The sequence below is a fragment of the Spongiactinospora sp. 9N601 genome, assembly GCF_044326295.1.
Taxonomy (GTDB): Bacteria; Actinomycetota; Actinomycetes; order Streptosporangiales; family Streptosporangiaceae; genus Spongiactinospora; species Spongiactinospora gelatinilytica.
Genome location: NZ_JBIRBB010000012.1, coordinates 1 through 25413, shown reverse-complemented (window position 1 = coordinate 25413; position 25413 = coordinate 1). Strand labels below are relative to the sequence as shown.

At 72.1% G+C, this 25413-nt stretch carries 19 protein-coding genes and 1 pseudogene; 11 read left to right on the top strand and 9 right to left on the bottom strand.

Annotated features, from left to right (window positions below):
- Window positions 1–81: 81 nt before the first annotated feature.
- Window positions 82–735: a DedA family protein gene (locus ACH34R_RS27270; RefSeq protein ID WP_397564374.1), complete on the bottom strand. Its 654-nt coding sequence runs from the start codon at window positions 733–735 to the stop codon at window positions 82–84.
- Window positions 736–969: 234 nt separating this feature from the next.
- Window positions 970–1635 carry a VC0807 family protein gene (locus ACH34R_RS27265; protein WP_397564373.1) on the bottom strand — a complete coding sequence of 222 codons (666 nt, stop codon included), beginning with the start codon at window positions 1633–1635 and terminating at the stop codon, window positions 970–972.
- A 280-nt stretch (window positions 1636–1915) separates the two neighbouring features.
- Between ACH34R_RS27265 and ACH34R_RS27260 the strand changes: the two genes are divergently transcribed.
- Window positions 1916–2332 (top strand): luciferase family protein, encoded by a 417-nt coding sequence (locus ACH34R_RS27260; protein ID WP_397564372.1) that lies wholly within the window; start codon window positions 1916–1918, stop codon window positions 2330–2332.
- Here the strand turns inward: ACH34R_RS27260 and leuE are convergent.
- On the bottom strand, window positions 2265–2918 hold the full coding sequence (leuE, locus tag ACH34R_RS27255; protein WP_397564370.1) for a leucine efflux protein LeuE: 654 nt from the start codon (window positions 2916–2918) through the stop codon (window positions 2265–2267). The genes ACH34R_RS27260 and leuE overlap by 68 nt on opposite strands.
- A gap of 296 nt (window positions 2919–3214) precedes the next feature.
- On the opposite strand from leuE, the gene ACH34R_RS27250 reads away from it, so the two are divergent.
- The 6 genes from ACH34R_RS27250 to ACH34R_RS27225 all read left to right on the top strand — a co-directional run bounded on the left by ACH34R_RS27250 (window position 3215) and on the right by ACH34R_RS27225 (window position 9573).
- Window positions 3215–5059, top strand: coding sequence for a cellulose binding domain-containing protein (locus tag ACH34R_RS27250; RefSeq protein ID WP_397564369.1), 1845 nt, complete (start codon window positions 3215–3217; stop codon window positions 5057–5059).
- Between the two features lie 18 nt (window positions 5060–5077).
- Window positions 5078–5329, top strand: a complete 252-nt coding sequence (locus ACH34R_RS27245; RefSeq protein WP_397564368.1) for a carbohydrate-binding protein — start codon at window positions 5078–5080, stop codon at window positions 5327–5329.
- 115 nt (window positions 5330–5444) lie between these two features.
- Window positions 5445–7289 (top strand): chitinase, encoded by a 1845-nt coding sequence (locus ACH34R_RS27240; protein WP_397564367.1) that lies wholly within the window; start codon window positions 5445–5447, stop codon window positions 7287–7289.
- A gap of 263 nt (window positions 7290–7552) precedes the next feature.
- Window positions 7553–7951, top strand: a complete 399-nt coding sequence (locus ACH34R_RS27235; RefSeq protein WP_397564366.1) for a phage holin family protein — start codon at window positions 7553–7555, stop codon at window positions 7949–7951.
- Window positions 7948–9306 carry a DUF3618 domain-containing protein gene (locus ACH34R_RS27230; protein WP_397564365.1) on the top strand — a complete coding sequence of 453 codons (1359 nt, stop codon included), beginning with the start codon at window positions 7948–7950 and terminating at the stop codon, window positions 9304–9306. The genes ACH34R_RS27235 and ACH34R_RS27230 overlap by 4 nt, the downstream gene beginning before the upstream one ends.
- Before the next feature lie 12 nt (window positions 9307–9318).
- Window positions 9319–9573 carry a DUF4235 domain-containing protein gene (locus tag ACH34R_RS27225; RefSeq protein ID WP_397564364.1) on the top strand — a complete coding sequence of 85 codons (255 nt, stop codon included), beginning with the start codon at window positions 9319–9321 and terminating at the stop codon, window positions 9571–9573.
- Between the two features lie 3 nt (window positions 9574–9576).
- Here ACH34R_RS27225 and narI read toward each other — a convergent pair whose 3' ends face one another.
- Genes narI through ACH34R_RS27205 form a run of 4 tightly spaced genes read right to left on the bottom strand, consistent with a single transcriptional unit; the run spans window position 9577 to window position 16008 of the window.
- Window positions 9577–10305 carry a respiratory nitrate reductase subunit gamma gene (narI, locus tag ACH34R_RS27220; protein WP_397564363.1) on the bottom strand — a complete coding sequence of 243 codons (729 nt, stop codon included), beginning with the start codon at window positions 10303–10305 and terminating at the stop codon, window positions 9577–9579.
- Complete coding sequence (gene narJ / locus ACH34R_RS27215) at window positions 10302–10868, bottom strand: nitrate reductase molybdenum cofactor assembly chaperone (protein WP_397564362.1); 567 nt, start codon at window positions 10866–10868, stop codon at window positions 10302–10304. Before narJ ends, narI begins: the two co-directional genes overlap by 4 nt.
- Window positions 10865–12445: a nitrate reductase subunit beta gene (gene narH, locus ACH34R_RS27210; RefSeq protein ID WP_397564361.1), complete on the bottom strand. Its 1581-nt coding sequence runs from the start codon at window positions 12443–12445 to the stop codon at window positions 10865–10867. Before narH ends, narJ begins: the two co-directional genes overlap by 4 nt.
- Entirely contained in the window at window positions 12442–16008 is a 3567-nt protein-coding gene (locus ACH34R_RS27205; protein ID WP_397564360.1) for a nitrate reductase subunit alpha, read from the bottom strand. Before ACH34R_RS27205 ends, narH begins: the two co-directional genes overlap by 4 nt.
- A gap of 145 nt (window positions 16009–16153) precedes the next feature.
- On the opposite strand from ACH34R_RS27205, the pseudogene ACH34R_RS27200 reads away from it, so the two are divergent.
- The 3 genes and pseudogenes from ACH34R_RS27200 to ACH34R_RS27190 all read left to right on the top strand — a co-directional run bounded on the left by ACH34R_RS27200 (window position 16154) and on the right by ACH34R_RS27190 (window position 19730).
- A pseudogene (locus tag ACH34R_RS27200) lies at window positions 16154–17343 on the top strand (nitrate/nitrite transporter).
- 75 nt (window positions 17344–17418) lie between these two features.
- Window positions 17419–18777, top strand: a complete 1359-nt coding sequence (locus ACH34R_RS27195) for a hypothetical protein (RefSeq protein ID WP_397564359.1) — start codon at window positions 17419–17421, stop codon at window positions 18775–18777.
- Between the two features lie 83 nt (window positions 18778–18860).
- The gene (locus tag ACH34R_RS27190) at window positions 18861–19730 is read left to right on the top strand and encodes a hypothetical protein (RefSeq protein WP_397564358.1); all 870 of its coding nucleotides are present in this window, start codon (window positions 18861–18863) and stop codon (window positions 19728–19730) included.
- On the opposite strand, the gene ACH34R_RS27185 is transcribed toward ACH34R_RS27190, so the two are convergent.
- Together ACH34R_RS27185 and ACH34R_RS27180 are read right to left on the bottom strand one after the other, a co-directional pair.
- Window positions 19709–20374 (bottom strand): helix-turn-helix domain-containing protein, encoded by a 666-nt coding sequence (locus ACH34R_RS27185; protein ID WP_397564357.1) that lies wholly within the window; start codon window positions 20372–20374, stop codon window positions 19709–19711. The two genes, ACH34R_RS27190 and ACH34R_RS27185, sit on opposite strands and share 22 nt — an antisense overlap.
- A 9-nt stretch (window positions 20375–20383) precedes the next feature.
- Window positions 20384–21475, bottom strand: a complete 1092-nt coding sequence (locus ACH34R_RS27180; protein WP_397564356.1) for an AI-2E family transporter — start codon at window positions 21473–21475, stop codon at window positions 20384–20386.
- Between the two features lie 85 nt (window positions 21476–21560).
- On the opposite strand from ACH34R_RS27180, the gene ACH34R_RS27175 reads away from it, so the two are divergent.
- Entirely contained in the window at window positions 21561–25094 is a 3534-nt protein-coding gene (locus ACH34R_RS27175; RefSeq protein WP_397564355.1) for a BTAD domain-containing putative transcriptional regulator, read from the top strand.
- Window positions 25095–25413 lie beyond the last annotated feature (319 nt).

Here is a 25413-nt window from a genome sequence, read left to right as displayed (position 1 = left end):
AAGCCATAGGGGACAACCCTGAAACCTCTGGGAAAACCCTGAGGGCCGCCCAGGGGTGATCTCGGGCGGCCGGGGGAGCGATCAGCCCTGCCGCCTCGTCAACTCGGCCTCGGGCTCGCCCTTCAGGTCCTTGCCGGAGTTCTTGCGCTTGCGGACGTAACGGGTGACCTCGACCACGACGGTGATGGTGAGCGCGATCCCCAGGCCGAGCAGCAGGCCCTTGAAGGGGTCGTTCTCGAAGGCCATGCCGCCCAGGTAGCCGATCAGCACGGAGTAGATCGCCCAGGAGCCGGCCGCCAGCGTGTCGAAGAAGGAGAACGAGCGCAGCGGGTAGCCGACGGTGCCCATGCTGATCGTGGTCGCGGTACGCCCGCCGGGGATGTAGCGGGCCACCACGAGCACCAGCCCGCCCCGCTCGGCCAGGGCCCGTTCCGCCCAGTCGAACGCCTTGGCCCGCCCGGTCCCCGGCCGTAGCCGGGCCCGTAGCCGTACGCCCCCGGTACGTCCGATCAGGTAGGACACGTGGTCTCCGGCGAACGCGCCCAGCATGGCCGCCACCGCCACCCCGAAGACGTTGGGCTCCCCGGAGACGGCGAAGACGCCCGCGGTGATGATCGCCGTCTCACTCGGCACCACGGGGAAGAAGCCGTCGATCATCGCCACGGCGAACAGGGCGACATAGACCCACGGTGAGGTCATCACCTGGTGGAGGAAGTTGAGGATGGCATCAGTCATGGTCAGCAGGTCTCCGGATCGTGGGCGGATCGAGCGCCACTAGAACCTTCTCGCGGCGGGGTGCCCGGGGGCATCAGGGATCGCCCCCCTAATGCCAGGGCCGCATCCCCGACATCGGGTCAGGGAATCCCCGATGAAGACGCTACGTAACCGTGCCCGCCCGCGCATCGCCCCTTCGTCTGCGGCTTTCCGTGCTTCTCTAAGACTTTTGGATGATGTGGCGGAACTGGCCCGTCAGGCGGTGATCGCGGCCTTGGCGGGCGTCTCGTGGTGCAGCCGGCGCAGCAGGCGGCGGAAGGCGTGTACCGAGACCCAGACGGCGGTGCCGCTGATCGCCGCGACGATGGCCGTGCGCACCAGCAGATAGTCGGCCACCGAATGCTCGGGCAACTGCTCCCTGACCAGCAGCCAGATGCTCACGGCGGAGTTGGCCAGCAGCACGAAGGCCCACAGCAGGGTGATCCGGGCGAAGAACCGCCTGACCCGCTCGTGCCTGAGCACGGCGGAGGGCAGGTGGATGTAGTCGAGCGTGAGCTTCTGCACCAGCGGCCTGCGCAGGCGGACCGAGGCCAGGAAGACCATGCTGACGCAGATCGTGCCGACCTCGGGTTGCAGGAAGTAGACGACCGGGCTGCCGGTCCACAGTGCGAGCAGCGCCCTGCCGGTGATCGCGATGGCGGCCACGATCATCGTGGCGGGCACCCGGCGGCGGCGGATCAGCCGCCACACCACCCCCGCGTACACCCACGCCGTGGCGGCGGCCAGCGCGCCGGTGAACCCCAGCAGCGCCAGCGCCGCGTAGAAGACGGCCAGCGGGGCGACGACGCCTTCCAGGAGCCGGGGCGCGGCCTGCCGCGCCAGGGAGGTCAGGCGGGGCAGGGTGACGTGGGGGTGGGTCAAGGGTCGCTCCGTAGGTCGGCATGCGCGGCGGCGGCATGGGCCCGGGGACTACCCGGAGAGCCCGCGGTCAGGCGCCCCGGAAGATCTCGCCGGGGTTACGGCAGGATAACGTTATTGCGCGAAAAGTGCACCGGTGGCCAACCGTACCTGACCGGAACCGGCCGCACCCCCGGTCCCGGCGAACCCGCATGGGTCCGTGGAGAGCACCGGGCCGCCGGCCGTATAACGGTTCGGAAACAGGTGCTATCCGGATGGCCGCAAGTCCGGGAACATTCGGTTCATGGCCGTGCTCGCCCGTGCCGAAGGCACCCCGCCCGAGTACGCGGCCTTGGTGGCCGCGCGGCTCACCGCATGGTCCGATCTCACCCCGAAGCGCACCTGGCGCGGTCTCGAATTCCGGGTGAACGGCAGGCGGATCGTCAGGATGAGCAAGGGCCGCACCGCCGAGTTACGGCTGACCGCCCCCGTGATCGACCGCTGGGAGTCCGTGCTCACCGAATGCGAGCAGGTGAGCACCGGGGAGCGGGACGGCTGGATCACCGTGCGCATCGCCAACCGCACCGACGCGGAGTTGTTCCTGGCGCTGGTCAGCGTGGCGCTCAAGGCCACGCTCAAGAGCCCCGCGGCGGCTAGCCGAGGCTCGAAGTGGCGAGCCGTGCGCCGAATGCGACGAACACCGCGCCCACCCCGGCCGTGAGCCCGGCCGCCAGCCTGCGCCTGCGCCGGAACTGCGCCGACAGGAAGGTCCCGCTGAAGATCAGCGTGGACAGGTAGAGCGCGCTGAAGAACTGGCAGATCGCGCCGAGGACCAGGAACGACAGCGCGGGTGTGCCGTAGGACGGGTCCACGAACTGGATGAAGAACGACACGAAGAACAAGATCGCCTTCGGGTTGAGCAGGCTGATCGCGAACGCCTTGGCGAACGGCCGGTGGGCCGGTTCGCGGCCGGGCCGCTCCGAGGCCGTGTCGTCCTGCCGGCCGCGCCAGGCGCCCCACGCCGCGCGCACCATCGCGAACCCGATCCACGCGAGGTAGCCGGCCCCGGCGTACTTCACGATCGCGAACAGCACCGGATTGGACCTCAGCAGCGAGGCGACCCCCGCCGCGGCCAGCACCATCAGCACCGTGTCACCGAGGAACACCCCGAACGCCGCCCGGTAGCCGGCCCGCACGCCGCGCTGGGCGGCGGTGGTGAGCACGAACACCGAGTTGGGGCCGGGAAGCAGGATGATCAGGAACGCGCCGACGACGTAGGTCCAGATGTCGGTGATGCCGAGAAACACCAGATTAGGGTAAACCCTTCGCGGCATTTACGGCTTCTGTGGACCGCGCCAACTGTCCGTAACCTCTGGTCTCACCGCGCGTTCCGCTCCGTTTTGGGCCTTGTAAGGCGGGGGAGTCAGAGCTACGATCCCTCTAACTCTTAGGAAACTTTCCTAAAAGATAGCCCGTGACCAGTGAAGTCGGCGAGAACAGAGCCGTTCGACGCGACCCGCTTCCGCGCACCACGCGCATTCACGCACCCCCCACCATGCTGCCTTCATCCCCCAAGCACGCTCCACACACACGCTGAGGCTCCATGCGAAACACGCGCACTCTCATTTCGGTCGCCATCGCGGTGCTCATGGCCGCGACCTCCCTGCTGCTCACGCCGGGTGCCGCCGCGGCGGCTGCCGCCACGGCCACGTTCACCAAGGCGGCGAGCTGGGGCTCCGGGTTCGAGGGCCGGTTCACGATCACCAACGGCGGTACCACCCCCCTCAACGGGTGGGAGATCGCCCTGGACATGCCCTCGGGCGCCGCGATCAGCTCCTCCTGGGACACGCTGATGTCCAAGAACGGGCAGCGGTACGTGTTCAAGAACGTCGGATGGAACGGCAACCTCGCCCCCGGCGCCACGGTCAACTTCGGCTTCATCGGCACACCGGGCTCGGCCGAGCCGTCCAACTGCACGCTCAACGGCAACCCCTGCGGCGACGCCCAGGTGCCCGTGCCGGGCAAGCCCGGCGCGCCCACGGTGAGCGGTGTGACCGGCGACTCCATCTCCCTCTCCTGGAGCGCGTCCTCCGGGACCGTGACCGGCTACCGCGTCTATGAGGGCACGGCGGTCAGGGCGACGGGCAGCGGCACCACCGCCACCATCGGCTCGCTCGGCTCCTGCGAGACGCACACCTACACCGTCAAGGCGTACAACTCCGCGGGCGAGTCCCCGGCCAGCGAGCCGGTCACCGGCTCCACCGCCGGCTGCACCGGCGGCGTGCCCGGCAAGGTCGGCGCGGTCACCGCGAGCGACGTCACCTCCACCAGCGCGACCCTGAAGTGGCCCGCCGCCTCGGGCACGGTCACCGGGTACCGCGTCTACCAGGGCGGCACGCTCAAGGCCACCGTCAACACCACCACCGCCACCGTCAGCGGCCTCACCGCCTGCGCCACCCACTCCTTCACCGTCAGGGCCTACAACGACAGCGGTGAAGGCCCGGCCAGCGACCCCGCCTCCGTGGTCACCGGCGGATGCGACACCGGCCCGCTGCCCAAGCACTTCCTCACCGGCTACTGGCACAACTTCGTCAACCCGGCCGTGGAGATGAAGCTCGGGGCCACGCCCAACGAGTACGACCTGATCGCGGTGGCCTTCGCCGAGGCGACCTCGACCCCGGGACGGCTCGACTTCAAGCTCGACCCCGCGCTCGCCACCGCGGTCGGCGGCTACACCGAGGCCGAGTTCAAGTCCGACATCGCGGCCCTGCACGCCAGGGGCAAGAAGGTCATCTTGTCCGTCGGCGGCGAACTGGGCCGGGTCCAGGTCGGCAGCGGCCAGGCGGCCACCGCGTTCGCCGACAGCGCGTACGCCCTGATGCAGGAGTACGGCTTCGACGGCGTGGACATCGACCTGGAGAACGGCCTCAACGCCACCTACATGGCCCAGGCCCTGCGCCAGCTCCACGCCAAGGCGGGCAGCGACCTGATCATCACGATGGCCCCGCAGACCATCGACATGCAGTCGACCGGCATGGGCTACTTCCAGCTCGCGCTGTCCATCAAGGACATCCTCACGGTCGTCAACATGCAGTACTACAACTCCGGCTCGATGCTCGGCTGCGACAAGAACGCGGCCTACAGCCAGGGCACCGTCAACTTCATGACCGCGCTGGCCTGCATCCAGCTCGAGAACGGCCTGCGGCCCGACCAGGTCGCCCTCGGCCTGCCGGCGGGCGCGGGCGCGGCCGGCGGCGGGGTCGTCCCGCCGTCGATGGTCAACCAGGCCCTGACCTGCCTGGCCCGCGGCACCAACTGCGGCAGCTTCGTGCCGCCGCGCACGTACCCGGGCATCCGCGGCGCGATGACCTGGTCCATCAACTGGGACGCCTCGCACAACTGGAACTTCTCCAAGACCGTAAAGCCGCACCTCGCAACCCTGCCCTAGGGATAGAGGAGACATCCCATGAAGATCCGGCACACGGCGATCTCGTTGCTCACGGGTCTCGCCCTCGCGGGCGGCGCGTACGTCGCGACCGCCGCCCCCGCGGGCGCGGCGGTCCACGCCTCCTACGAGGAATGGACGCCCGGAAAGCACTACAAGCCGCCGTTCTGCAGGATCGTCTACGGCGGTGTCGAATATGAGTGCGTGGTGGAGCACACGGCGTGGCCGGGCTTCGAGCCGCCGAACGTGCCCGCGCTGTGGAGGCGTGTCTGACCTTGCCCGACCGGCGGCGGTAGCCCTCCGCCGCCCTCCGTAAGCCGGTACGGCTCGCGCCCGGTCCCCCCAACGGGCGCGGGCCGTACCCATTCCCCCCGCGAAGAGGTTCCCGATGAGGTCGAGTCCGAGACTCCGCTTCCCCCGTCTCCTGGCCGCGCTCGCCGTACTGGCCGCCGGCGCCGGCGTGGCGTCCGTCCCCGCCCAGGCCCAGGCCGCCGCCAACATCGTCTTCAACCCCGGCTTCGAGTCAGGGCTGGCGGGCTGGACCTGCTCGGCCGGCTCGGGCGCCCAGGCCGTCTCCTCCCCGGTCCACGGCGGCGCGGCGGCGCTTCAGGCCACCGCCGCCGGAGCCGACCTGGCCCGCTGTGAGCAGAAGATCAGCGTCAAGCCGTCCTCGTCCTACACGCTGTCGGCATGGGTGCGCGGCGGTTACGTCTTCCTCGGCGCGACCGGTACCGGCACCACGGACGTGAGCACCTGGGCCTCCTCGTCCTCGGCCTACACCCAGCTCAGCCGCACCTTCACCACCGGCGCCTCGACCACCTCCGTCACCGTCCACCTCAACAGCTGGTACGGCCAGGGCGCCTACCAGGCCGACGACATCGTGCTCGACGGCCCGCCCGGCGACGGCGGCCCGGTGGACACCGAGCCCCCGACCGTTCCCGGCGGCCTGAGCGTCGGCGGCGCGACCGCGAGTTCGCTGGCGCTGAGCTGGACCGCCTCCACCGACAACTCCGGCTCCGTCGCCCGCTACGAGGTGTCGCGGGACAACGGCGCCCCGGCCGACGCGGGCGCGGGCACCTCCTACACCGCGACCGGCCTGGCCGCCAAGACCAGCTACGGCTTCCGCGTGCGTGCCTGCGACGCCGCGGGCAACTGCTCGGCCTACGGCTCCTCGGTGAGCGGCACCACCAAGGAGGGCGGCGGCAACGACGGGCAGCTCCCCAAGCGGGTGCTGGTCGGCTACCTGCACGCGTCGTTCGCCAACGGCTCGGGATACCTGCGCATGCGCGACGTCCCCGCCGAATGGGACATCATCAACCTCGCCTTCGGCGAGCCGACCTCGGTGACCTCCGGTGACATCCGCTTCCGGCAGTGTCCCGTCGCCGAGTGCGCCAACGTCGAGCCCGAGGCGGAGTTCATCGCGGGAATCCGCGAGAAGCAGGCCGCGGGCAAGAAGGTGCTGATCTCCATCGGCGGCCAGAATGGGCAGGTCCAGCTCACCAGCGCCGCCGCCCGCGACAAGTTCGTGGAGTCGGTCTCGGCCATCATCGACAAGTACGGCCTGGACGGGCTCGACATCGACTTCGAGGGCCACTCCCTCTACTTCAACCGGGGCGACACCGACTTCAAGAACCCCACCACCCCGGTGATCGTCAACCTGATCTCGGCGCTGAAGACCCTCAAGGCCCGCTACGGCGCGAAGTTCGTGCTCACCATGGCCCCCGAGACGTTCTTCGTGCAGCTCGGCTACCAGTTCTACGGCGGCGGCCAGACCGGCGCCGACAACCGGGCCGGGTCGTACCTGCCGGTCATCTACGCCATGCGCGACGCCCTCACGCTGCTGCACGTCCAGGACTACAACTCCGGGCCGATCACGGGCCTGGACAACCAGTACCACACCATGGGCACCCACGACTTCCACGTGGCGATGACCGACATGCTGCTCGCCGGGTTCCCGGTGGCCGGTGGTGGCGGCACGTTCCCGGCGCTGCGTCAGGACCAGGTCGCCTTCGGCCTGCCCGCCGCGCAGTACGCGGGCAACGGCTACACGACCGTCGCCGAGGTGCAGAAGGCCGTGGACTGCCTGGCCCGCGGCACCAACTGCGGCCCCTACCGCCCGCGCGGGGTGTACCCCGGGCTGCGCGGCCTGATGACCTGGTCGATCAACTGGGACAAGTACAACAACTTCGAGTTCTCCAAGAACCACCGCAGGCACCTCGACTCCCTCCCGTAGGGCCTGCCTGGCGCGCTTCCACGGCTGCACGGCCCGGTGGAACCGCGCCGCCGAAGTCCCGCCGTGTCCCCGCGCCGCCTCCCTTCCCGGCGCGGGGCCGGCGTTCTTCGTTTTGCGGGCTTCTTTTCGCCGGGCTCTCCGCCGTCTCCCCGCCCGCAGGAAGCCCCCGGCGGGCGGGCCGGGGTTTAGCCCGCACGCTGGGGGAACGGGCAGTTACCAGGCGTCCGGGCCACCGGTGAGGATCGGCAGGGAGTTGATCGGCCATGACGACGGTGCAGCAGCAGCAGCCGACCGGCGAGCTGGTCAAGCAGGCCGCCCAGCAGGTCTCCGACCTGATGCGCGCGGAGCTGCGGCTGGCGGTCGCCGAGATCAAGGACAAGGGCCGCAGCGCCGGGATCGGCGCCGGGCTGCTCAGCGGCGCGGGCGTGGCCGCCCTGTACGGCGGGGCGGCACTGCTGGCCGCGGTGATCGCCGCGCTCGCGCTGGTGATGCCGGTGTGGGTCGCGGCGCTGATCGTGGCGGTGGTGCTGTTCGTCGTCGCGGGCGTGCTCGGACTGCTCGGCCGAAACCGGGTGAACCGGGCGTCGCCGCCGCTGCCCAGCCAGGCGATGCGGACCACCAGGCAGGATGTCGCGGAGATCAAAGCGAGGGCACACCGATGACCTCAGACAAGTCGCACCGCGCACGCGGGACGGAGACGCCCGAACAGTTGCGCGCCGAGATCGCACGCGCCCGGGAGAACCTGGGAGAGACCGTGGCGGCGCTGGCCGCCAAGGCCGACGTCAAGTCCAGGGCCAAGGACAAGGCCGGACGCGTGAAGGCCGGAGCCGCGGCCAAGGCCCAGCGGGTGCTGCACGCCACCAGGGACCGCGCGGAGGAGACGGGCGGTAAGACGCGGCAGCGGGCCGATCAGATCGCAGAGGACATCCGTCCCACGGAGGACACGGTGTCGGAGGGCGCGGGCACGGGGCTCACCGAGCCGGTCGCGGGCACGTACGACACGCGTACGCCCCTGCGGCGGGCCACGCCCATCCTGGCGTTCACGGCGGGCGCGGCGGTGGCCGCCGCCATCGTGTGGGCCCGCCGCCGCGGGTCCGGCGCGTCCGGGTGGCGTGGCCGCCAGAGCGGCGGGGCCCTGTCCGGCTTCCGCCGCCTTTCCGCCACCGCGAGCCGTACGGCGGGGCGAAAGCACACCCTCGCCTCCCGCGCCAAGGAGGCCACGGGGATCGGCCGCGCCCGAGGCACCGGCATGCTGAACCGCGCCAAGGAGGCCACGGCCATCGGGCGCGCCCGCGGCACCGGAATGCCGGGGCGGGCCAGAGAGGCCGCGATGATCGGCGGGGCGACCGGCATGGGCGCGCTCGGGCGGGCCCGGGGCGCCGGAATGCCGGACCGGGCCAAGGAGGCCGCCGCCATCGGCCGTGCCCGTGGTGCCAGGCTGATCGGCCGTGGCAAGGAGGCCGCCGCCGTCGGCCGTGCCCGAGGCGAGGGGATGCTGGACCGCGCGCAGGAGGCCGTGGCCGTCGGGCAGGCCAAGGGCGCCGGTATGACCGGACGGATGAAGGGGACCGGAGAGGCAGGCCGGGCGCGGAGGATCGACGCCTGGGAACGCGCGAAGGAGGCGGGGGCGATGGGAACCGGGACCATGTCACGGGTCAGGGGCGCCGGGGCCAAGGGACGTGCCAGAGGCGCGGGGTACCTGGCCAGGACCAGGCGGCGGACCGCCCGTACCAGCCCGTTCGGGCGGACCCGGAGAACCGGGCCCTTCGGGCGGAAAGCCCGCAAGCGGGCCGGCAGCGGCGGGGGAGGCTTCCCGGCCGCGGTCACCGGGACCCTGCTCGCGCTGCTCGTCATCGGCCGCCTGCGCCGCCGCCGTCACGCGTACGACGCCGGTCCGGCGATCGAGGAGACGGCCTACGAGCACCGCGCCGCACGCCACCGCCGCAGGCACCGGCACGGCCGGATACCGGAACAGCAGACGACCGGCCCGTGGAGCCGGCCGCCCGCCGTCGGCTGAAAGGCCACCGCCATGATGGGCAGACTGCTTTCCGCGCTCGCCGGAATGGCCGGCGGCCTGGTCTCGGGCCTGCTGTTCAAGCAGGTGTGGAAGCTGACCGCCGGTGAGTCCGACGCCCCGGTGGCCGCCGACCTGGACCGGCGGTGGCGCGAGGTGATGATCGCCGCCGCCGTCCAGGGGGCGATCTTCGGCCTGGTCAAGGCCGCCGGCCAGCGGGCCGCCGCGCGGTCGGTGCACCACCGGCCGCCCCGGCCCGGTGCCGCGTGAGCGCTACCACCCGCGCGGCGCGCGCCGGGTCAGCGGCGGCCCGGCCGTCGTCGCCGAACGCGAGCGGTAGACGATGTAGGGCCGGAACGGATAGGTCAGCGGCGCGGCGAACGCGTGTACCAGCCGGGTGAACGGGAAGATCGCGAACAGCAGCATGCCGATCGCCGTGTGCAGCCGGTACGGCCACGGCGCGGCCGTGATCGCCGCCGCGTCCGGCTGGAACACGAAGATCCCGCGAAACCACGGAGAGACCGTGTGCCGATAGTCGTGCTCACCGAATGCGCTGGTCAGCAGCGTGGTGAGCAGCCCGGCCAGGATGGCGGCGGTGAGCACGACGTACATCGCCTTGTCGTTGGCGGTGGTGGCCATGAACACCGGCCCGGTCGTCCGCCTGCGGTAGATCAGCAGCGCGATGCCCGCCAGCGTGCAGATGCCCGCGATCGCGCCGATCACCAGGGCCGACATGTGGTACGTCGACTCGGTGATCCCCATCGCGCGCGTCCAGTGCTCGGGGATCAGCAGCCCCACCACGTGCCCCACGATCACGAACAGCAGCCCGAAGTGGAACACGGGGCTGGCGATGCGCAGCAACTGGTGCTCGTACAACTGCGACGAGCGCGTGGTCCAGCCGAACCGGTCATAGCGGAACCGCCACACCAGCCCGAGCGCGAAGATCAGCAGCGTCAAGTACGGCGTCACGATCCACAGCGCCGTCTCGGCCCAGCCGCTCACGACGTCACCCCCACCCGCTCGGCGGGCGGGCCGCTCGCGCGCAGCTCCGCGGCCCGCTCCCGCTCGCGTTTCGTCATCTGCGGCAGGGTCGCGCACACCGCGTCCACCACCCACGCGTACGGCGAGCCGCGGTCCCGCAGCGCCGTGCGCAGCAGTTCCAGGCCCGCCCGGTGCTCGCGCAGCACCGGCTCGCCGCCCGCCGGATCCAGCGCCGCGAACTCCAGCACCACCGGCAGGAAGTCGGGCGGCTCGCCGCCGGTCAGCTCCCACCCGCGCGAGCGGTAGCGGACCTTCAGCCGGGCCAGCGACGCCCCCCGCCGCCGGGTGTCGCCGTCGGCGTAGTAGGTCAGGTACAGGCAGCAGCGGCGGCGCAGGTCGAAGGTGTCCACGTAGTGCGCGGCCAGGGCCAGCGGCGGTTGTCCGGCGGCGTGGCGGGCGAAGCGCCGCAGCGGGCGGCACAGCGGCGGCAGCGCCCGCACCCGCTCGGCGAACCCCTCGCCGGGGTAGCCGAGCAGCACCGACGACGCCTGCCACACCAGCCGGGCGTTCACCTCGCCTCTCACCCCGCCCCCTTGCCGTCCCAGTTGAGCGGGTCGGGCCCGATGGTCTCGCTGGTCTGGCGGCGGCGCAGGCCGTGGAAGCTCTCGATGGAGACCGGCACCGGCCGCCCGGACGCCTCCCCGAACGCCCCGGCCCCCATGCCCGGACCGCCGTCGTAGTCCAGGCTGCACCCGGCCTCCTCCACCGGCCCGCGCGCCTCGTAGGTGGTCGGGATCACGTAACGCTCGTCGTAGCGGGCCAGGGCCAGCAGCCGGTACATCCCCTCGATGTCACCCGCCGTCAGCCCGCACTCCGCGGCGATCGACGGATCGGGCTCCTCGCCCAGGTTGACCGCCCGCATGTGCGAGCGCAGCGCGGCCAGCCTGCGCAGCGCCAGCCGTACCGGCTCCGGATCGCCCGCCGTGAACAGCTCCGCCAGGTAGGAGACCGGGATGCGCAGGGCCTCGATCGCGCCGAACAGGTTGCCGCCGTCCTCGCCGTCGTGCCCGCTGCCCGCCACGGCGTCCACCACGGGCGAAAGCGGCGGGATGTACCAGACCATCGGCATCGTCCGGTACTCCGGATGCAGTGGCAGCGCCAGTCTCCAGCGCACGATCAGCTCGCGGACCGGCGACCGCCGCGCCGCCTCCAGCCACGCCTCCGGGATGCCCGCCTCCCGCGCCGCCGCGGCGACCTCCGGATCCGAAGGGTCCAGGAACAGCGAGAGCTGCGCCCGGTACAGGTCGCGCTCGCGCGGCGCGGCAGCCGCCGCGGCCACCCGGTCGGCGTCGTAGAGCAGCACCCCGAGGTAGCGCAGCCGCCCCACGCACGTCTCTGAGCACACGGTCGGCAGCCCCACCTCGACCCGCGGGAAGCAGAACGTGCACTTCTCCGCCTTGCCGGTCTTGTGGTTGAAATAGATCTTTTTGTACGGGCAGCCGGTCACGCACATCCGCCACCCCCGGCAGCGGTCCTGGTCCACCAGCACGATCCCGTCCTCCGACCGCTTGTACAGCGCCCCCGAGGGGCAGGAGGCCACGCACGACGGGTTGAGGCAGTGCTCGCAGATCCGCGGCAGGAAGAACATGAACGCCTGCTCGAACGAGAGCCGGACCTGGTCCGACACCTCGGCGAGCACCGGATCGGGCGAGGGGTCGCCGCCCAGGCTGTCGTCCCAGTTGGCGCCCCACCGCACCTGCGTCGGTTCGCCGGTGAGCAGCGAGCGCGGGGCGGCCACCGGGCTGTGCTCCGACAGCGGCGCGGTGGTCAGCGTCTCGTAATCGTAGGTCCAGGGCTCGTAGTAGTCGTGGATGGAGGGCATCAGCGGGTTGGCGAAGATGCCCAGCATCCGGCGCAGCCGCCCGCCCGCCTTCGGCCGCAGCCGGCCCTTGGCGTCCAGCTCCCAGCCCCCGCGCCAGCGCCGCTGGTCCTCATACCGCCGGGGGTAGCCCTGCCCCGGGCGGGTCTCCACGTTGTTGAACCAGACGTACTCGACCCCCGGCCGGTTGGTCCAGGTCTGTTTGCAGGTGACGGAACAGGTGTGACAACCGATGCACTTGTCGAGGTTCATCACCATGGCGACCTGCGCCATCACCCTCATCGGTACCGCACCTCCTGTGAGCGGCGGCGGATCAGGGTGATCTCGTCGCGCTGGTTGCCGGTCGGGCCGAAGTAGTTGAAGCCGAAGCTGAGCTGGGCGTGGCCGCCGATCAGGTGGGTGGGCTTGACCAGCAGCCTGGTCAGGGAGTTGTGGATGCCGCCGCGCCGGCCGTTGGTCTCGCTGAGCGGCACGTCCACCACGCGTTCCTGCACGTGGTACATGTAGACCGTGCCGCGCGGCATCTTCAGCGACACCACCGCCCTGGCCACCACCACGCCGTTGCGGTTGACCGCCTCCACCCACTCGTTGTCGGTCACCCCGATCGCCGCCGCGTCCCCCGGTGACATCCAGATCGTCGGCCCGCCCCGGGACAGCGTGAGCATCAGCAGGTTGTCCTGGTATTCGGAGTGGATCGACCACTTGGAGTGCGGGGTCAGGTAGCGCACCAGCAGCCCGTCGCCCGAGCCCGCCTCGCCGAGCGCGGCCAGGTCGAGCGGCGGACGGTAGACCGGCAGCGCCTCGCCGTACTCCCGCATCCACTCGTGGTCGAGGAAGAAGTGCATCCGGCCGGTGAGCGTGTGCCACGGCTTGCCGTTCTCGACGTTGACGGTGAACGGCGCGTACCGCCGGTCGTGCGCCTCCTTGCCCGACCACTCCGGGCTGGCCCCGACGGGCGCGGGACGCGCCTGCGTGTCGGCGAAGGTCACCCGCGTCTCGCCGGAGGCCAGCCCGCGCAGGTCGGCCCCGGTGCGCTCGCTGAGCTGGGCGAAGCCCTGCGCGGCCAGCCGCCCGTTGGTGGTGCCGGACAGCGCGAGGATCGTCTCGCAGGCCGCGGCTTCGGTGTCGAGCAGCGGACGCCCGCGCGCCGCCCCCTCGGCCGCGACCCCGTTGCGGCGGCCCAGCCAGGCGACCTCCTCACCGGGCTGGAACGTCACCCCCTTCACCGGGATCCCGGCCCCCTCGGTGAGCGGCCCGAGCGCGGCGAGCTTGGCCGCGACCGCCCCGTAGTCGCGCTCCACGATGGCGAACCCGCCGCGCCCGCGGCCCTCCTCCCCGTCGCTGAAGGCCCCCAGTTCGCTGGGCGTGTCGTGCTGGTACGGCACCGCCACCACGTCCCTGCGCACCCCGAGCCGGTCGGCGGCCAGCTCACTGAACGCCGCCGCGATGGCGTGGAAGGCGGCGAAGTCGGTGCGCGCCTGCCAGGGCGGGCTGATCGCCGGATTGAACGCGTGCACGAACGGATGCATGTCGGTGGAGGACAGGTCGTGCTTCTCGTACCAGGTGGCGGCGGGCAGCACGACGTCGGAGTAGAGCGTCGTCGAGGTCATCCGGAAGTCCAGCGACAGCAGCAGGTCCAGCTTGCCGCGCGGCGCGGTCTCGTCGGGCTCGGGCAGGCCGGAGCCCGCCCCCAGCAGGTGCTCAAGGAAGTACTCGTTGCCCTTGCCCGAGGAGCCGAGCACGTTGGCCCGCCACACGGTGAGCACCCTCGGCCAGTTGCGCGGGTCGTCGGGGTCGTCGCACGCGTAGCGCAGCCGCCCGGCGGCCAGCTCCGCCAGGGTGTACCCCACCGGATCGTCGGCCGCCCCCAGGTCGAGCGGGTTGCGGTCGAACATCGGCGCCATCGGCATCCACGACCGGCGCACCGCCCGCCCGACCAGCTCGGCGGTGTGCCGCCCGGCGAACAGCCCGCGCGCCAGCGGCGAGGCGAGCCGCCCGGCGTCGAACAGGTCATAGCGCCACTGGTCGGTGTGCAGGTAGAAGTAGGGAGTGGCGGGGATCTGCCGGGGCGGCCTGCCCCAGTCCAGTGCGCCCGCCAGCAGCGACCACCCCGCGAACGGCCGGCACTTCTCCTGCCCCACGTAGTGCGCCCAGCCGCCGCCGTTGACGCCCTGGCAGCCGGTGAGCATGGTCAGCGCCAGGAACGCCCGGTACATCGTGTCGCCGTGGAACCACTGGCACGTCCCCGCGCCCAGAATGATCATGCAGCGACCGCCGGTCCGCTCGGCCGTCTCGGCGAACTCCCTGGCGATCCGCGCGGCCCGCGCGGCCGGCACCCCGGTGATCGCCTCCTGCCACGCGGGGGTGCAGGGCTGGCCGGGGTCGTCGTACCCCGCCGGCCACACCCCCGGAAGCCCCGGCCTGGACACGCCGTACTGCGCGAGGAGCAGGTCGAAGACCGTGGTGACGGTGTGCGCGCCGACCTGGGTCACCGGAATCCCGCGGCGCAGCGCGGTGGGCTCGCCGTCGAAGCGGGGCAGCAGCACCTCGGCGGTGCGGGCGTGCTCGCCGTACAGGGAAAGGACGGGATCGGTGGGCAGGTCGAGGTTCCAGCGGCCCTTGCCGGACTCGGTCCAGCGGAAACCGGCCGAGCCGCCCGGCACCACCGGCCGCCCGCCCCGGCCCAGCAGCACCGTCTTGCACGCCGCGCCCTCCCCGCCGTCGCCCAGATCGGCCGCGGTGAGGAACCGGCCGGGCACGTAGCCGTCGCTCTCCCGGCGCAGCGTGACCAGGAACGGCAGGTCGGTGAACCGCTTGACGTAATCGACGAACCGCGGCGTCGGCCGGTCCACGAAGAACTCCCGCAGCACCACGTGCCCCATCGCCATGCCCAGCGCCCCGTCGGTGCCCGGGCGCGCGGGCAGCCACTCGTCGGCGAACTTGACGGCGTCGGAGTAGTCCGGGCTGATCACCACGACCTTCTGGCCGCGGTAGCGGGCCTCGGCCATGAAGTGCGCGTCGGGGGTGCGGGTGACCGGGACGTTGGAGCCCCACAGCATCAGATAGGCCGCGTCGAACCAGTCGGCCGACTCCGGTACGTCGGTCTGGTCGCCGAACACCTGCGGGGAGGCCACCGGCAGGTCGGCGTACCAGTCGTAGAAGGACAGCATCGCCCCGCCCAGCAGGGAGACGAACCGGGCGCCCACCGCCTGGGAGACCATGGACATCGCGGGGATGGGGGAGAACCCGGCGATCCGGTCGGGGCCGTAGGCGGCGATCGTGTGGACGTGCGCGGCGGCGATGATCTCGACGGCCTCGTCCCAGGTGACGCGGATCAGCCCGCCCTTGCCCCTGGCCCGCTGGTATCGGGCGCGTTTGTCAGGATCTGTGGTGATCTCCGCCCAGGCCGCCACGGGGTCGCCCAGCCGGGCCTTGGCCTCGCGGTACATCTCCACCAGCACGCCCCTGGCGTAGGGGTAGCGGACCCGCGTGGGGGAGTAGGTGTACCAGGAGAAGGCCGCGCCGCGCGGGCAGCCGCGCGGTTCGTACTCCGGCCGGTCCGGGCCGACGCTCGGATAGTCGGTCTCCTGGGTCTCCCAGGTGATGATGCCGTCCTTGACGTAGACCTTCCACGAGCACGAACCGGTGCAGTTCACCCCATGGGTGGAACGCACCACCTTGTCGTGGCTCCACCGGTCGCGGTAGAAGGCATCGCCCTCCCGCCCGCCGGCCTTGAAGACGGTGTGCAGGTCGGGGCTCGTCGTGGCCCTGGTGAAGAACCGCCCGGTACGCACCAGCAGCTCCTCGATCGGGCCGGCCTTCGGGTCTCCCTCGACATCCGCCACACATGCCTCCCATAGCCCCGTTGCGCGATCAGTTCATCACATAGCGTTACGATCTGCTGTAATGGGTGACGGCATGTCGCAACATCAGTGGCCTTTTCAGTGCCCCTTTCCAGGGGCCTTTTGTGGGCCTTTCGGGGGGATCGCCATGCAGCAGCGGCCGGATCGGCGCGGCGCCGCGCGCAACCTCGCGCTGGCCACCGCGGCCTTCGCGCTGACCTTCTGGGCATGGAACCTCATCGGCCCGCTGTCGGCCGGGTACGGCCGGCGGCTCGGCCTGAGCCCGACCCAGCTCTCCGCGCTCGTCGCCATCCCCGTGCTGGTCGGCTCGCTCGGCCGCATCCCTGCCGGGGTGCTCACCGACAGGTACGGCGGGCGGCTGATGTTCGCCGCCATCTGCTTCGTCTCGATCGTGCCCGTGCTGTTCGTCGGCTGGTCCGCGTCCTTCCCGGCCCTGCTGGTGTGGGGGTTCCTGCTCGGCGTGGCCGGCACGTCGTTCGCCGTCGGCATCCCCTTCGTCAACGCCTGGTACCACCCGGAGCGCCGCGGCTTCGCCACCGGCGTGTTCGGCGCGGGCATGGGCGGCACCGCGCTGTCGGCCTTCCTCACGCCGCGGCTGACCGAGTGGATCGGCCGCGGCTGGACGCACATGCTGATGGCCGTCGCGCTGGCCGCGATGGGCCTGGTGATGCTGGCCGCAAGCCGCGACTCACCGGCCTGGCACCCGTCCAGCGGCCCCGCGATGCCCGCGCTGCGCGAGGCCGTCCGGCTCAAGGAGACCTGGAAGTGCGCCGCCCTGTACGCGGTGGCCTTCGGCGGCTTCGTGGCGTTCTCCACCTATCTGCCGACGCTGCTGGAGAACGCCTACCACTTCGCGCAGACCGACGCGGGACTGCGTACGGCGGGCTTCTCCGTCGCGGCGGTGCTCGCCCGCCCGGCCGGTGGCATGCTGTCGGACCGGATCGGGCCGGTCAAGGTGCTCGGCGTCGCGTTCGCCGGGGTCGTCGTGCTCGCCCTGGTGCTGGCCCTCCGGCCGCCCGCGGAGTTCCCGGCGGGGCTGAGCTTCGTGCTGATGGCGCTCTTCCTCGGGCTCGGCGCCGGCGGCGTTTTCGCGCTCGTCGCCAAGGTCGTCGAGCAGGCCAGGTCGGCACCGTCACCGGCCTGGTCGGCGCGGCGGGCGGGCTCGGCGGATACTTTCCGCCGATCGTGATGGGAGCGGTGTTCGCGGCCACCGGGGCGTATACCATCGGATACCTGCTGCTGGCGATCACGGCCCTGGTCGCCCTCGCGTATACATGGGTGGCCTTCCATACCCGCGAACCTGCTCATCGGCTGTGAATTCGGCGCCGATCCACGCTGTTTCGCGACTCAAGTGGCTGCCAGGGGGTCAGGTCCGGCAGGCTATGGAGGGTCATGGACTACGCAATTCTCACGGGGGCGGTCCTCGTCACCGGGGTCGTGCTCGCGATCGTCGCCCAGTGGCGCAAGTGGCGGCCCTCGCTGCTCGTCGTGCTCGCCATCGGCATCGGCTTCCGCGTGCTGATCATGGCGACGTCGGCCATCGACACCTGGCAGCCGGTCGACTTCGTCAACAGCTTCAAACCGGCGGGCGAGGCCGTGCTCAACCGCCAGGACCCGGTGCTCGGCAGCAACGGTGGCTGGCACTTCCTGCCCACCATCCCCTACGTCTACGGGCTGCTGCTGTGGCTGGGCATCCCGTGGGAGTTCGCCGGGCGGCTGGTCACCGTGGTGGCCGACATCGTGCTGATCCCGCTGGTGGGCAAGCTGGCGGGCGGGGAGAAGGCGTCGCTGCGCGCGTTCCAGTACGCCTGTAACCCGCTGGGCATCCTGGTCGCCTCGGTACACGGCCAGGTGGAGCCGGTCGCGCTGGTGTTCGGCGTGGCCGCGTTCGTCGTCGCCCGCGGGCCGGGCGACCCCGACCGCGAGGGCCTGAGCGCGAGCTTCACCGACTTCTACCACCGCGGCCGGGCCATGCTGGCCGAAAAGGGCCTCGGCGGCTCGCTCCGGATCGTGCTGACCCCGCATCCGGGCGCGAACCGCAGGGCCGTCTACGCCGGCCTGCTGATGGGCCTGGCGCTGTGCGCCAAGAGCTGGCCCATCTGGCTGATCCCCGGCATGCTGCTGCTCCTGCCCGGCGTCCGCGCCCGCATCGTCGCGCTGATCTGCACCGGCATCCCGCCGTTGTTCTTCCTGGTCACTCTGCCGATCTTCGCGGGCACCTCGCTGAGCCAACTGCCCGAGGTCATCCGCGTCATCCAGGACATCCGGCCGATCGTCGGCGAATGGGGCTACAGCGCGATCATCCACGAGGGGTTCTGGACCCTCGACCCGCCGCTCGCCAAGTTCGGCACGTATCTGATCTACGTCACCGTGGTGCTGGTCTGCCTGCTGTGGCGCAGGGCCGACCCGGTCGACCTGACCACCGCGATCCTGCTGGCGTTCATGGTCGTCACCCCCCGGCTCGGCGCCCAGTACCTGCTGTGGTTCATGCCGTTCCTGGTCGCCCGGCCCACGAGGTTCGCGTGGCCGGCGATCATCGGCGCGTCGCTGTGGGCGGCCATCGGCTATGCCTGGCTCACCCAGTGGACCGCCGCCGAATGGTCGCTGCGCCACTCGCCGTGGGCGATGAGCTCCATCGTGCTGCTGCCGATCCTGGCCGCCGCGATGCCCTGGGCCCGCCGCCACGCATGGCGCAGGCGGGCCGCCGGCGCGACGGAAGGCCCGCACACGTCGGCCGCCGCGACACCCTAGGCGGGCGGCGTCCCACCGTCGGCGTTCCACGCGTCCGATTCTTGCAAGACGAGCGGGGAGGGGCACAGGCTAACGTCGGCCGTATGAAGGTACTGACCAAGGAGGCGTTCGCACGGGCCGAGCGCCACATCATGATCAACGCGCGGCTCATCGACCGGCTCCGCTTCGCCGCGCTGTTCGGTGACGGTACGGCCGGGCCGGTGCTCGCCGCGCTGCGCCTGTACCAAAACCCCGACGGAGGCTTCGGCAACGCCCTCGAACCCGACCTGCGCGGCGCCGGCAGCCAGCCCGAGCCGGTCGAGGTCGCCTTCTGGACGCTCGACGAACTGGACGCCTTCGACGACCCGATGGTGCCCGCCGCCTGCGACTACCTGAGCAGCGTCACCACCCCGGACGGCGGCGTGCCGTTCGTGCTGCCCAGCGTCCGCGACACGCCGCACGCCCCCTGGTGGCAGACCCCCGACGACCCGCCGGGCTCACTGGTGCCGACCGCCTCGATCGCGGGCGTCCTGGCCGCGCACGGCGTCGAGCACCCCTGGCTCGGCCCGGCCACGGCGTTCTGCTGGGAGCGTCTGGCGGCGGTGACGGAGACCACCCCCTACGAGGCCAGGGCCATCGTCGCCTTCCTGGAGCGGGCCACGGACCGCGAGCGCGCCGACCGCGAGTTCGCCAGGCTGCGGGAGGCCATCTCGGCCACCGTCACCTACGACCCCGACGCCCAGGGCGACGTCCACTTCCCGTACGACTTCGCGCCCCGGCCCGGCCGGCTCCCGCTGTTCGACGACGCCGTGCTGGACCGCCACCTGGACGCGCTCATCGACGCGCAGCGGCCCGACGGCGGCTGGGGCTTCAACTGGCCGGAGTGGACACCCGCGGTCGGCCCCGAATGGAACGGCTTCATCACCGTCGCCCGGCTGGCCACCCTGCGCGCCTACGGGCGGCTGAGCAACTGACCCAGCGGCATCCCGGCCAGCCGGCGCACCTCGTTGGACAGGTGCGCCTGGTCGGCGTAACCGCTCGCGGCGGCCACCTCCGCCAGGGCGCGGCCGTCCCTGGCCATCCGCAGCGCGCGCTGGAAGCGCACCACGCGCTGGAGCGTCTTCGGCCCGTAGCCGAACGCCGAGCGGGTGCGCCGGTGGAGCTGGCGCTCGCTCAGGCCCAGCTCGCGGGCCACGTCGCCGATGCGCCCGCCATCGGCCAGGGCCCGCGCGATCGGGCGCGCCGCGCGGTCGGGCGGGGGCGTGGCGCGCAGCCGTACCGCGGTGGCCCGCACCAGGTCGCCGGGCCCGCGAACGCCGAGATCGGGCAGCTCGGCGAGCGACACCCGCAGGTCGCACAGCTCGGCGACGGGCACGCCCAGCACCTCGCCCACCGCGCCGGGCAGGAACCGCAGCCCGTGGTAGACGTCGCCGCGCGTCAGCCGTACCGGATGCGGCCCCGTGTCCGGCCCGGCGACCTGCGGGCCGGAAGGACCCCACATCAGGTCGACGCAGCCGTCCGGCACCACCGGCTGGGTCGCCTCCTCGGTCGCCACCCGCGACCACAGGCAGGCCACCCGGCCGGCCAGCGCCGGGTGCGGGGGCCGTTCCTCGTACATCCCACCAGGTTATGCCGGGTCCCTGGTCCTGAGGTCCGGTGGTGACCGGCCGGAGAGGAACGCGGCGGCCCAGGTCGCCGAAGGGTCGCTGTCCACCAGCAGCGCGCGGGCCAGCAGGCTCAGCGGAATCGCCAGGATCGCCCCCAGCGGGCCGAGCACGAACGTCCAAAGGATCAGCGAAAGGAACGTCATCGTGGTGGACAGTTCCACCGCGTCGCCGAGGAACTTCGGCAGGATGAACGACTGGGTGACCACGTTGATCGCCCCATAGGTGACGATCACCCCCAGCATCGTCCGCACCCCGCCGTCCAGCAGCGCGAGCAAGGCGGGAGGCACCAGCCCGATGACGAACCCGATGTTCGGAATGTAGATCGTGATGAGCGACAGCACGCCCCACAGCAGCGGCAGCGGCACCTCCAGCAGGGAGAGCGCGATCACGTTGAGCGTCGCGTTGAACAGCCCGAACACCGTGGAGACCACCAGATATCGCCGGGTCCTGCGGGCGAACGTGGCAAGGGCCCTGGCCAGGCCGGGCAGCCGGTCGCTGCCGGTGGACATGATCCGGGCGAACGCCACCGCGTCCAGGCACATGGTCAGCACCAGCACCACGATCAGGAACAGGCTCGACGTCACCCCGACCAACCCGGCGAACAACCCCTGCACCAGCCCGAGCACCTGGCTCGGATCGAAGGACTGGACGGCCTGGTTGAGCTGCTGGTTGCCGTACCCGAACCGGGCCGCCAGGCGTCTCAGCTCCTCGGTGAGGGAGGTGAACTCGTCGGAGTACTGCGGGATGAGGGTCGCGAGCTGGGCCACCGACACCGTGAGCACGGCCAGCATGCCGAGCAGGACCAGCAGCACCACCAGCAGCGGCACGGCCACCTGCACCCACGTCGGCGCGCCCCAGGCGGCCAGCCGCCCGCGTACCGGGGCCACCGCGATCACCAGCACCAGCGCGAGCAATACCGGCCCGGCGATGGAGGACACCGCCTTGATCCCGGCGAGCGTGATCACCGCCCCCGCGGCGCAGCCGAGCACCACCAGCGCACGCGGGCGCGTGAGCGGTGCGTCCCGCCCACCGGTTTCCGCTCGATCGGCCACACCGCAGTACTACCCCTCAGGAATAATTCACCGCAGTTCGTCGAGGCGCTTGCGGGGCGGCTCTGGAGCGAGTGAAATCCCACCTATGTGGGAGTTCGGAGTCCTTGGCCCCATCGAGGTCCGGGGAGAGAACGGCCCTTTCCGATTCGATGATCCCCGCCAGCGCGAAGTGCTGGCACGCCTGCTCGCGGCACGCGGCGCCGTGGTGCCCGCCCAGCTCCTGATCTCCGACGTCTTCCCCGGCGAGCCCGCGGGCGACGCGCTGGCCGCGCTCCAGTCGTGCGTCACCGCGCTGCGCCGCGTCCTTGAGCCCAACACGCTGGCCAGTCTCCCGCCCGGCTACGCGCTGCGCGCCGCGACGGTGGACGCGGAGGAGTTCGAGCGGCTGGTCCGCACCGCGTGCGCGGTACCGGACTTCGACCGGGCGCTCGCGCTCTGGCGCGGCTCGCCGTACGCCGACCTGGCCGCGCGGCCATGGGCGGCGGCCGAGATCGCCCGGCTCACCGAACTCCGCCTGCGGGCCCGTGAACAGCGGCTCGGCCTGCTCCTCGGGCACGGCGCGGCCACCGAGGCGGTCACCGAGCTTCGCGAGCTGACCGCCGCCCACCCCTACCGTGAGTCCCTGTGGTGCCTGCTGGCCATCGCCCTGCACCGCGCCGGGCGCTCCGCCGACGCGCTGTTCGCGGTACGGCTGGCCTGCGACGTCATCAGCGACGAACTCGGCGTCGAACCGGGCCACGAACTGCGCCGGCTGGAGGCCGAACTCGGCATCGACGCCCCGCGCATCGACGAGTCGGCGATGCGCATGGAACTCACCCCCACCATCCGCGCGCCCGAACCCCGCGACCCGCTGATCGGACGCGAACGCCACCTGTCCGCCCTGCTGCGCCTTGCCGAACCGGACGCCGGGCCCGCCGTCGTGGGGCCCGTGGTGATCGTGGGGGAGCCGGGCATCGGGAAGACCCGCCTGCTCGGCGCGTTCGGCGACGCCCTCGGACGGCGCGGCTGGTCGGTGGCGGAGACCTCTTGCACGCCCGGCACCGCGGCGCTGCACGCCTGGCGGCAGATCCTGTCCCGCGACACGCCGGATCGGCTCCCCGAGGCCGTCCGCCGGCTGTTCGCCGACGGCGCGACCCCGATGACCACCGGCACCGCGGCCCACCCCGCGCCGCCGTACCCGGCGGACGGCTCCGAACCCCCGCCGCCCGGCGGCGTGCCCGGCCCCTGGGACGGCATCGGCCTCTGGGATGGGGCCGGTCCCTGGGATGGGGCCGACACCGAACCGGGCCGGCCATGTGACGACGCGCGGCACGCGATGTTCGCCGCCGTCACCGAACACGTCGCGGGCCTGGCCGAGGAACGCCCGCTGCTGCTGGCCATCGACGACCTCCAGCACGCCGACCAGACCACCCTCGACCTGCTCGCGTACGTCGCCGCGGCGCTGCCCGCCGCGCGCCCCGCGCACACCGTGGTGCTGGCCGCCGCCTCGACCTCCCGCGCGTTCGGGACGACCCAGATCGCCCCCGACGGCCTCGACGCCGCCGAGATCGAGGCCATGGCCCTGGCCATCGGCCTCCCCGTCGCCAGGGAGACCGTCAAAGAGATCGCCAAGGGCACCGGCGGCAATCCCTACTTCGCCAGGGAGGTCCTGCGCTGCGCCGCGTACGCGCCGGACGAGGCCGAGGCGGCGCGGGCCGCCCTGGAGGGCGGGACGGCCGGAGTGGTACGGCACGGCCTGGCCCGCCTGCCCGCCCCGGTCCGCGACACCCTGGCCGCCGCCGCGGTCATCGGCGCCGACCTCGACCCCGGGCTGGTCGCCGAGGTCGGCGGCCGGTCCCAGGAGCAGGTGGACGAGGCGCTGGACCTCGCCTTCGTGCTCGGCGTACTCACCCGCGGGCCCGACCTCGGGCTGCGGTTCGCCCACGAGATCGTCCGCGACGTCCTGCGGGCCGGCCTCACCGACACCGAACGCGCCCGGCTGCACCGCTGCGCCCTGAACACCCTGGCAGCCCGCCCCGGCACCTGCTCGGCCGTGGCGGCCCAGCACGCGTTCGCCGCGCTGGAGAGCACCACCAGGCACTCCCGGCGGTTCGTCACGGTGGTGGACTCCGGCGCGCGCTCGGCGGCGGTCCGCTGGGCGGTTGCGGCGGCCAGGGAGTCCTCGGCGCGGCTGGCGTCCGATGACGCGGTGCGCTGGTGGTCGCGGGCCGCCGACGCGTACCGCGGACCGGTGCGCGAGCTGACCGGACTGTGGCTGGGCCAGATCGCGGCCCGGCTCGACGCGGGCGACGTCGAAGGGGCCCGCCGTACCCGCGCCGACGCGCTTGACCGGATCGAACGCGACCCCTCGGTGCGAGACGATCCGCTGCTGAAGGCCCGGCTGCTCACCGCGCTGGACGCGCCGGCGGTGTGGACGCGCCTGCCGTACCGGGAGGTCGAGCCCAGGCTGGTGAACCGGCTGGAACAGACGCTGGCGGCGCTGCCGTACGGGGACTCGCCGATCCGCTGCCGGATGTACTCCGGCCTGGCCAGGGAACTGCACGGCGTGGCCCGGCCGGACCGCTGCGAATCGCTCGCCCACGAGGCGGCCGAGATGGCCCGCCGGATCGGCAGGCCCCGCCTGACGGCCTCGGTGCTCCAGGACCGGCTGCACTCGGCCGCCCAGAGCGGCGACGCGGTGACGGCGGAACGGCTGGCGCACGAGCTGATCGGCCTCGCCGACGCCGGGCGCCTGCTCGGCTACGGCCTGGCCGCCCGCCTCGCGGTCGTACCGCTGCTCGCCGAGCGCTACGAACTCGCCGAGGCCGATCGCGTGGCCGCCGAATGCGAGGCGCTGCTCACCCGGGTCACCCTCCCGGGCGCGGGCCGCCTCCACGCGCTGTGGCACTCCACCCGGGCGATGCTGGCGGGCCGTCCGGTGGATGAGGGCGGCCGGGCACGCACAGGCAGCGCCCTGGCAGACCGCACACTACCGACGTCCGGGCGACCCGCTGGGCCCGCGCCGACTCCCAGCGCGGGCCGTGAGGGTGGGGCGTACGCCGTGGGCGACGTGCTCGCCGACGTGGTGGGCAGCGTGAATAGTCGCACCCACGGCTGGGAGGTCCAGCCTCGTGGTGACCTCTATCGCGACACGATCGGCGACACGATCGGCGATGTGTTCGGCGATTTGGAAGGCGCGCACGCGGACCTCGCCGCCTACCATCGCGACGGCCGGAGCGATCCCGCGCTCGCGAGCATCCGCCGCCGGATACTCCCGCAGGCGCCCCCACTCGCCGACGCCCTCGCCGATCACCCTGAACCGCCGCCCGCCTCCACACGCCCCACCGGCTGGGCGTGGCTGAGCCTGACCTGCCTGGAAGCGCAGTCCCACGTCGCCGCAGGTGACGCCGAGGCCGCCACGCTCACCTTGACCACCCTCGTGCCGTACGCCGACCGCCTCGCCACCGGCCATGGCCTCCTCCCCGCCGGACCGGTCGGCTACCACCTGGGCCGGCTCGCCCTCCTATGCCGCCGTGACAACGAGGCTCGCGTCTTCCTCAGGGACGCCCTCGACCGCTGCACCAGGGCCGGTCTGCCGAACTGGGAGAGCCGGATCCGCGCGGCCCTGGCGTCGATTTGACGCGCTGTGGCGGCACACGTAATCTTCACGGAGCCCGAGGGTCCTCGGGGCACCCCACCTGATCAAGCTAGGCGGGCGTCGCCCTGTGGGTCGGGGCGTTTGCAAAATCCTGTGCGAGTCCGGCGGATTTGACGCTGATCGGAAAACGCATAAGATTGAAGCAAGCAAAAAGAAATGGTCTTCAAGCCCCGAAGGGCTGGATCGGTTCGGCTGGTCTGGTTCGACGGTGTACGCGCCCGTTTCTTGAGAACTCAACAGTGTGCTAAAAGCCAGTGCATGTACAACATGTATGACCCCGTCACCCCGCCCATCGGGCTGG

Excerpts from the sequence above, each read along its gene's own strand:
- ACH34R_RS27270 (WP_397564374.1), bottom strand. The coding sequence starts at position 735 with ATGACTGATGCCATCCTCAACTTCCTCCACCAGGTGATGACCTCACCG.
- ACH34R_RS27260 (WP_397564372.1), top strand. The coding sequence starts at position 1,916 with ATGGCCGTGCTCGCCCGTGCCGAAGGCACCCCGCCCGAGTACGCGGCC.
- ACH34R_RS27250 (WP_397564369.1), top strand. The coding sequence starts at position 3,215 with ATGCGAAACACGCGCACTCTCATTTCGGTCGCCATCGCGGTGCTCATG.
- ACH34R_RS27245 (WP_397564368.1), top strand. The coding sequence starts at position 5,078 with ATGAAGATCCGGCACACGGCGATCTCGTTGCTCACGGGTCTCGCCCTC.
- ACH34R_RS27240 (WP_397564367.1), top strand. The coding sequence starts at position 5,445 with ATGAGGTCGAGTCCGAGACTCCGCTTCCCCCGTCTCCTGGCCGCGCTC.
- ACH34R_RS27235 (WP_397564366.1), top strand. The coding sequence starts at position 7,553 with ATGACGACGGTGCAGCAGCAGCAGCCGACCGGCGAGCTGGTCAAGCAG.
- ACH34R_RS27230 (WP_397564365.1), top strand. The coding sequence starts at position 7,948 with ATGACCTCAGACAAGTCGCACCGCGCACGCGGGACGGAGACGCCCGAA.
- ACH34R_RS27225 (WP_397564364.1), top strand. The coding sequence starts at position 9,319 with ATGATGGGCAGACTGCTTTCCGCGCTCGCCGGAATGGCCGGCGGCCTG.
- narH (WP_397564361.1), bottom strand. The coding sequence starts at position 12,445 with ATGAGGGTGATGGCGCAGGTCGCCATGGTGATGAACCTCGACAAGTGC.
- ACH34R_RS27195 (WP_397564359.1), top strand. The coding sequence starts at position 17,419 with ATGGACTACGCAATTCTCACGGGGGCGGTCCTCGTCACCGGGGTCGTG.
- ACH34R_RS27190 (WP_397564358.1), top strand. The coding sequence starts at position 18,861 with ATGAAGGTACTGACCAAGGAGGCGTTCGCACGGGCCGAGCGCCACATC.
- ACH34R_RS27185 (WP_397564357.1), bottom strand. The coding sequence starts at position 20,374 with ATGTACGAGGAACGGCCCCCGCACCCGGCGCTGGCCGGCCGGGTGGCC.
- ACH34R_RS27175 (WP_397564355.1), top strand. The coding sequence starts at position 21,561 with ATGTGGGAGTTCGGAGTCCTTGGCCCCATCGAGGTCCGGGGAGAGAAC.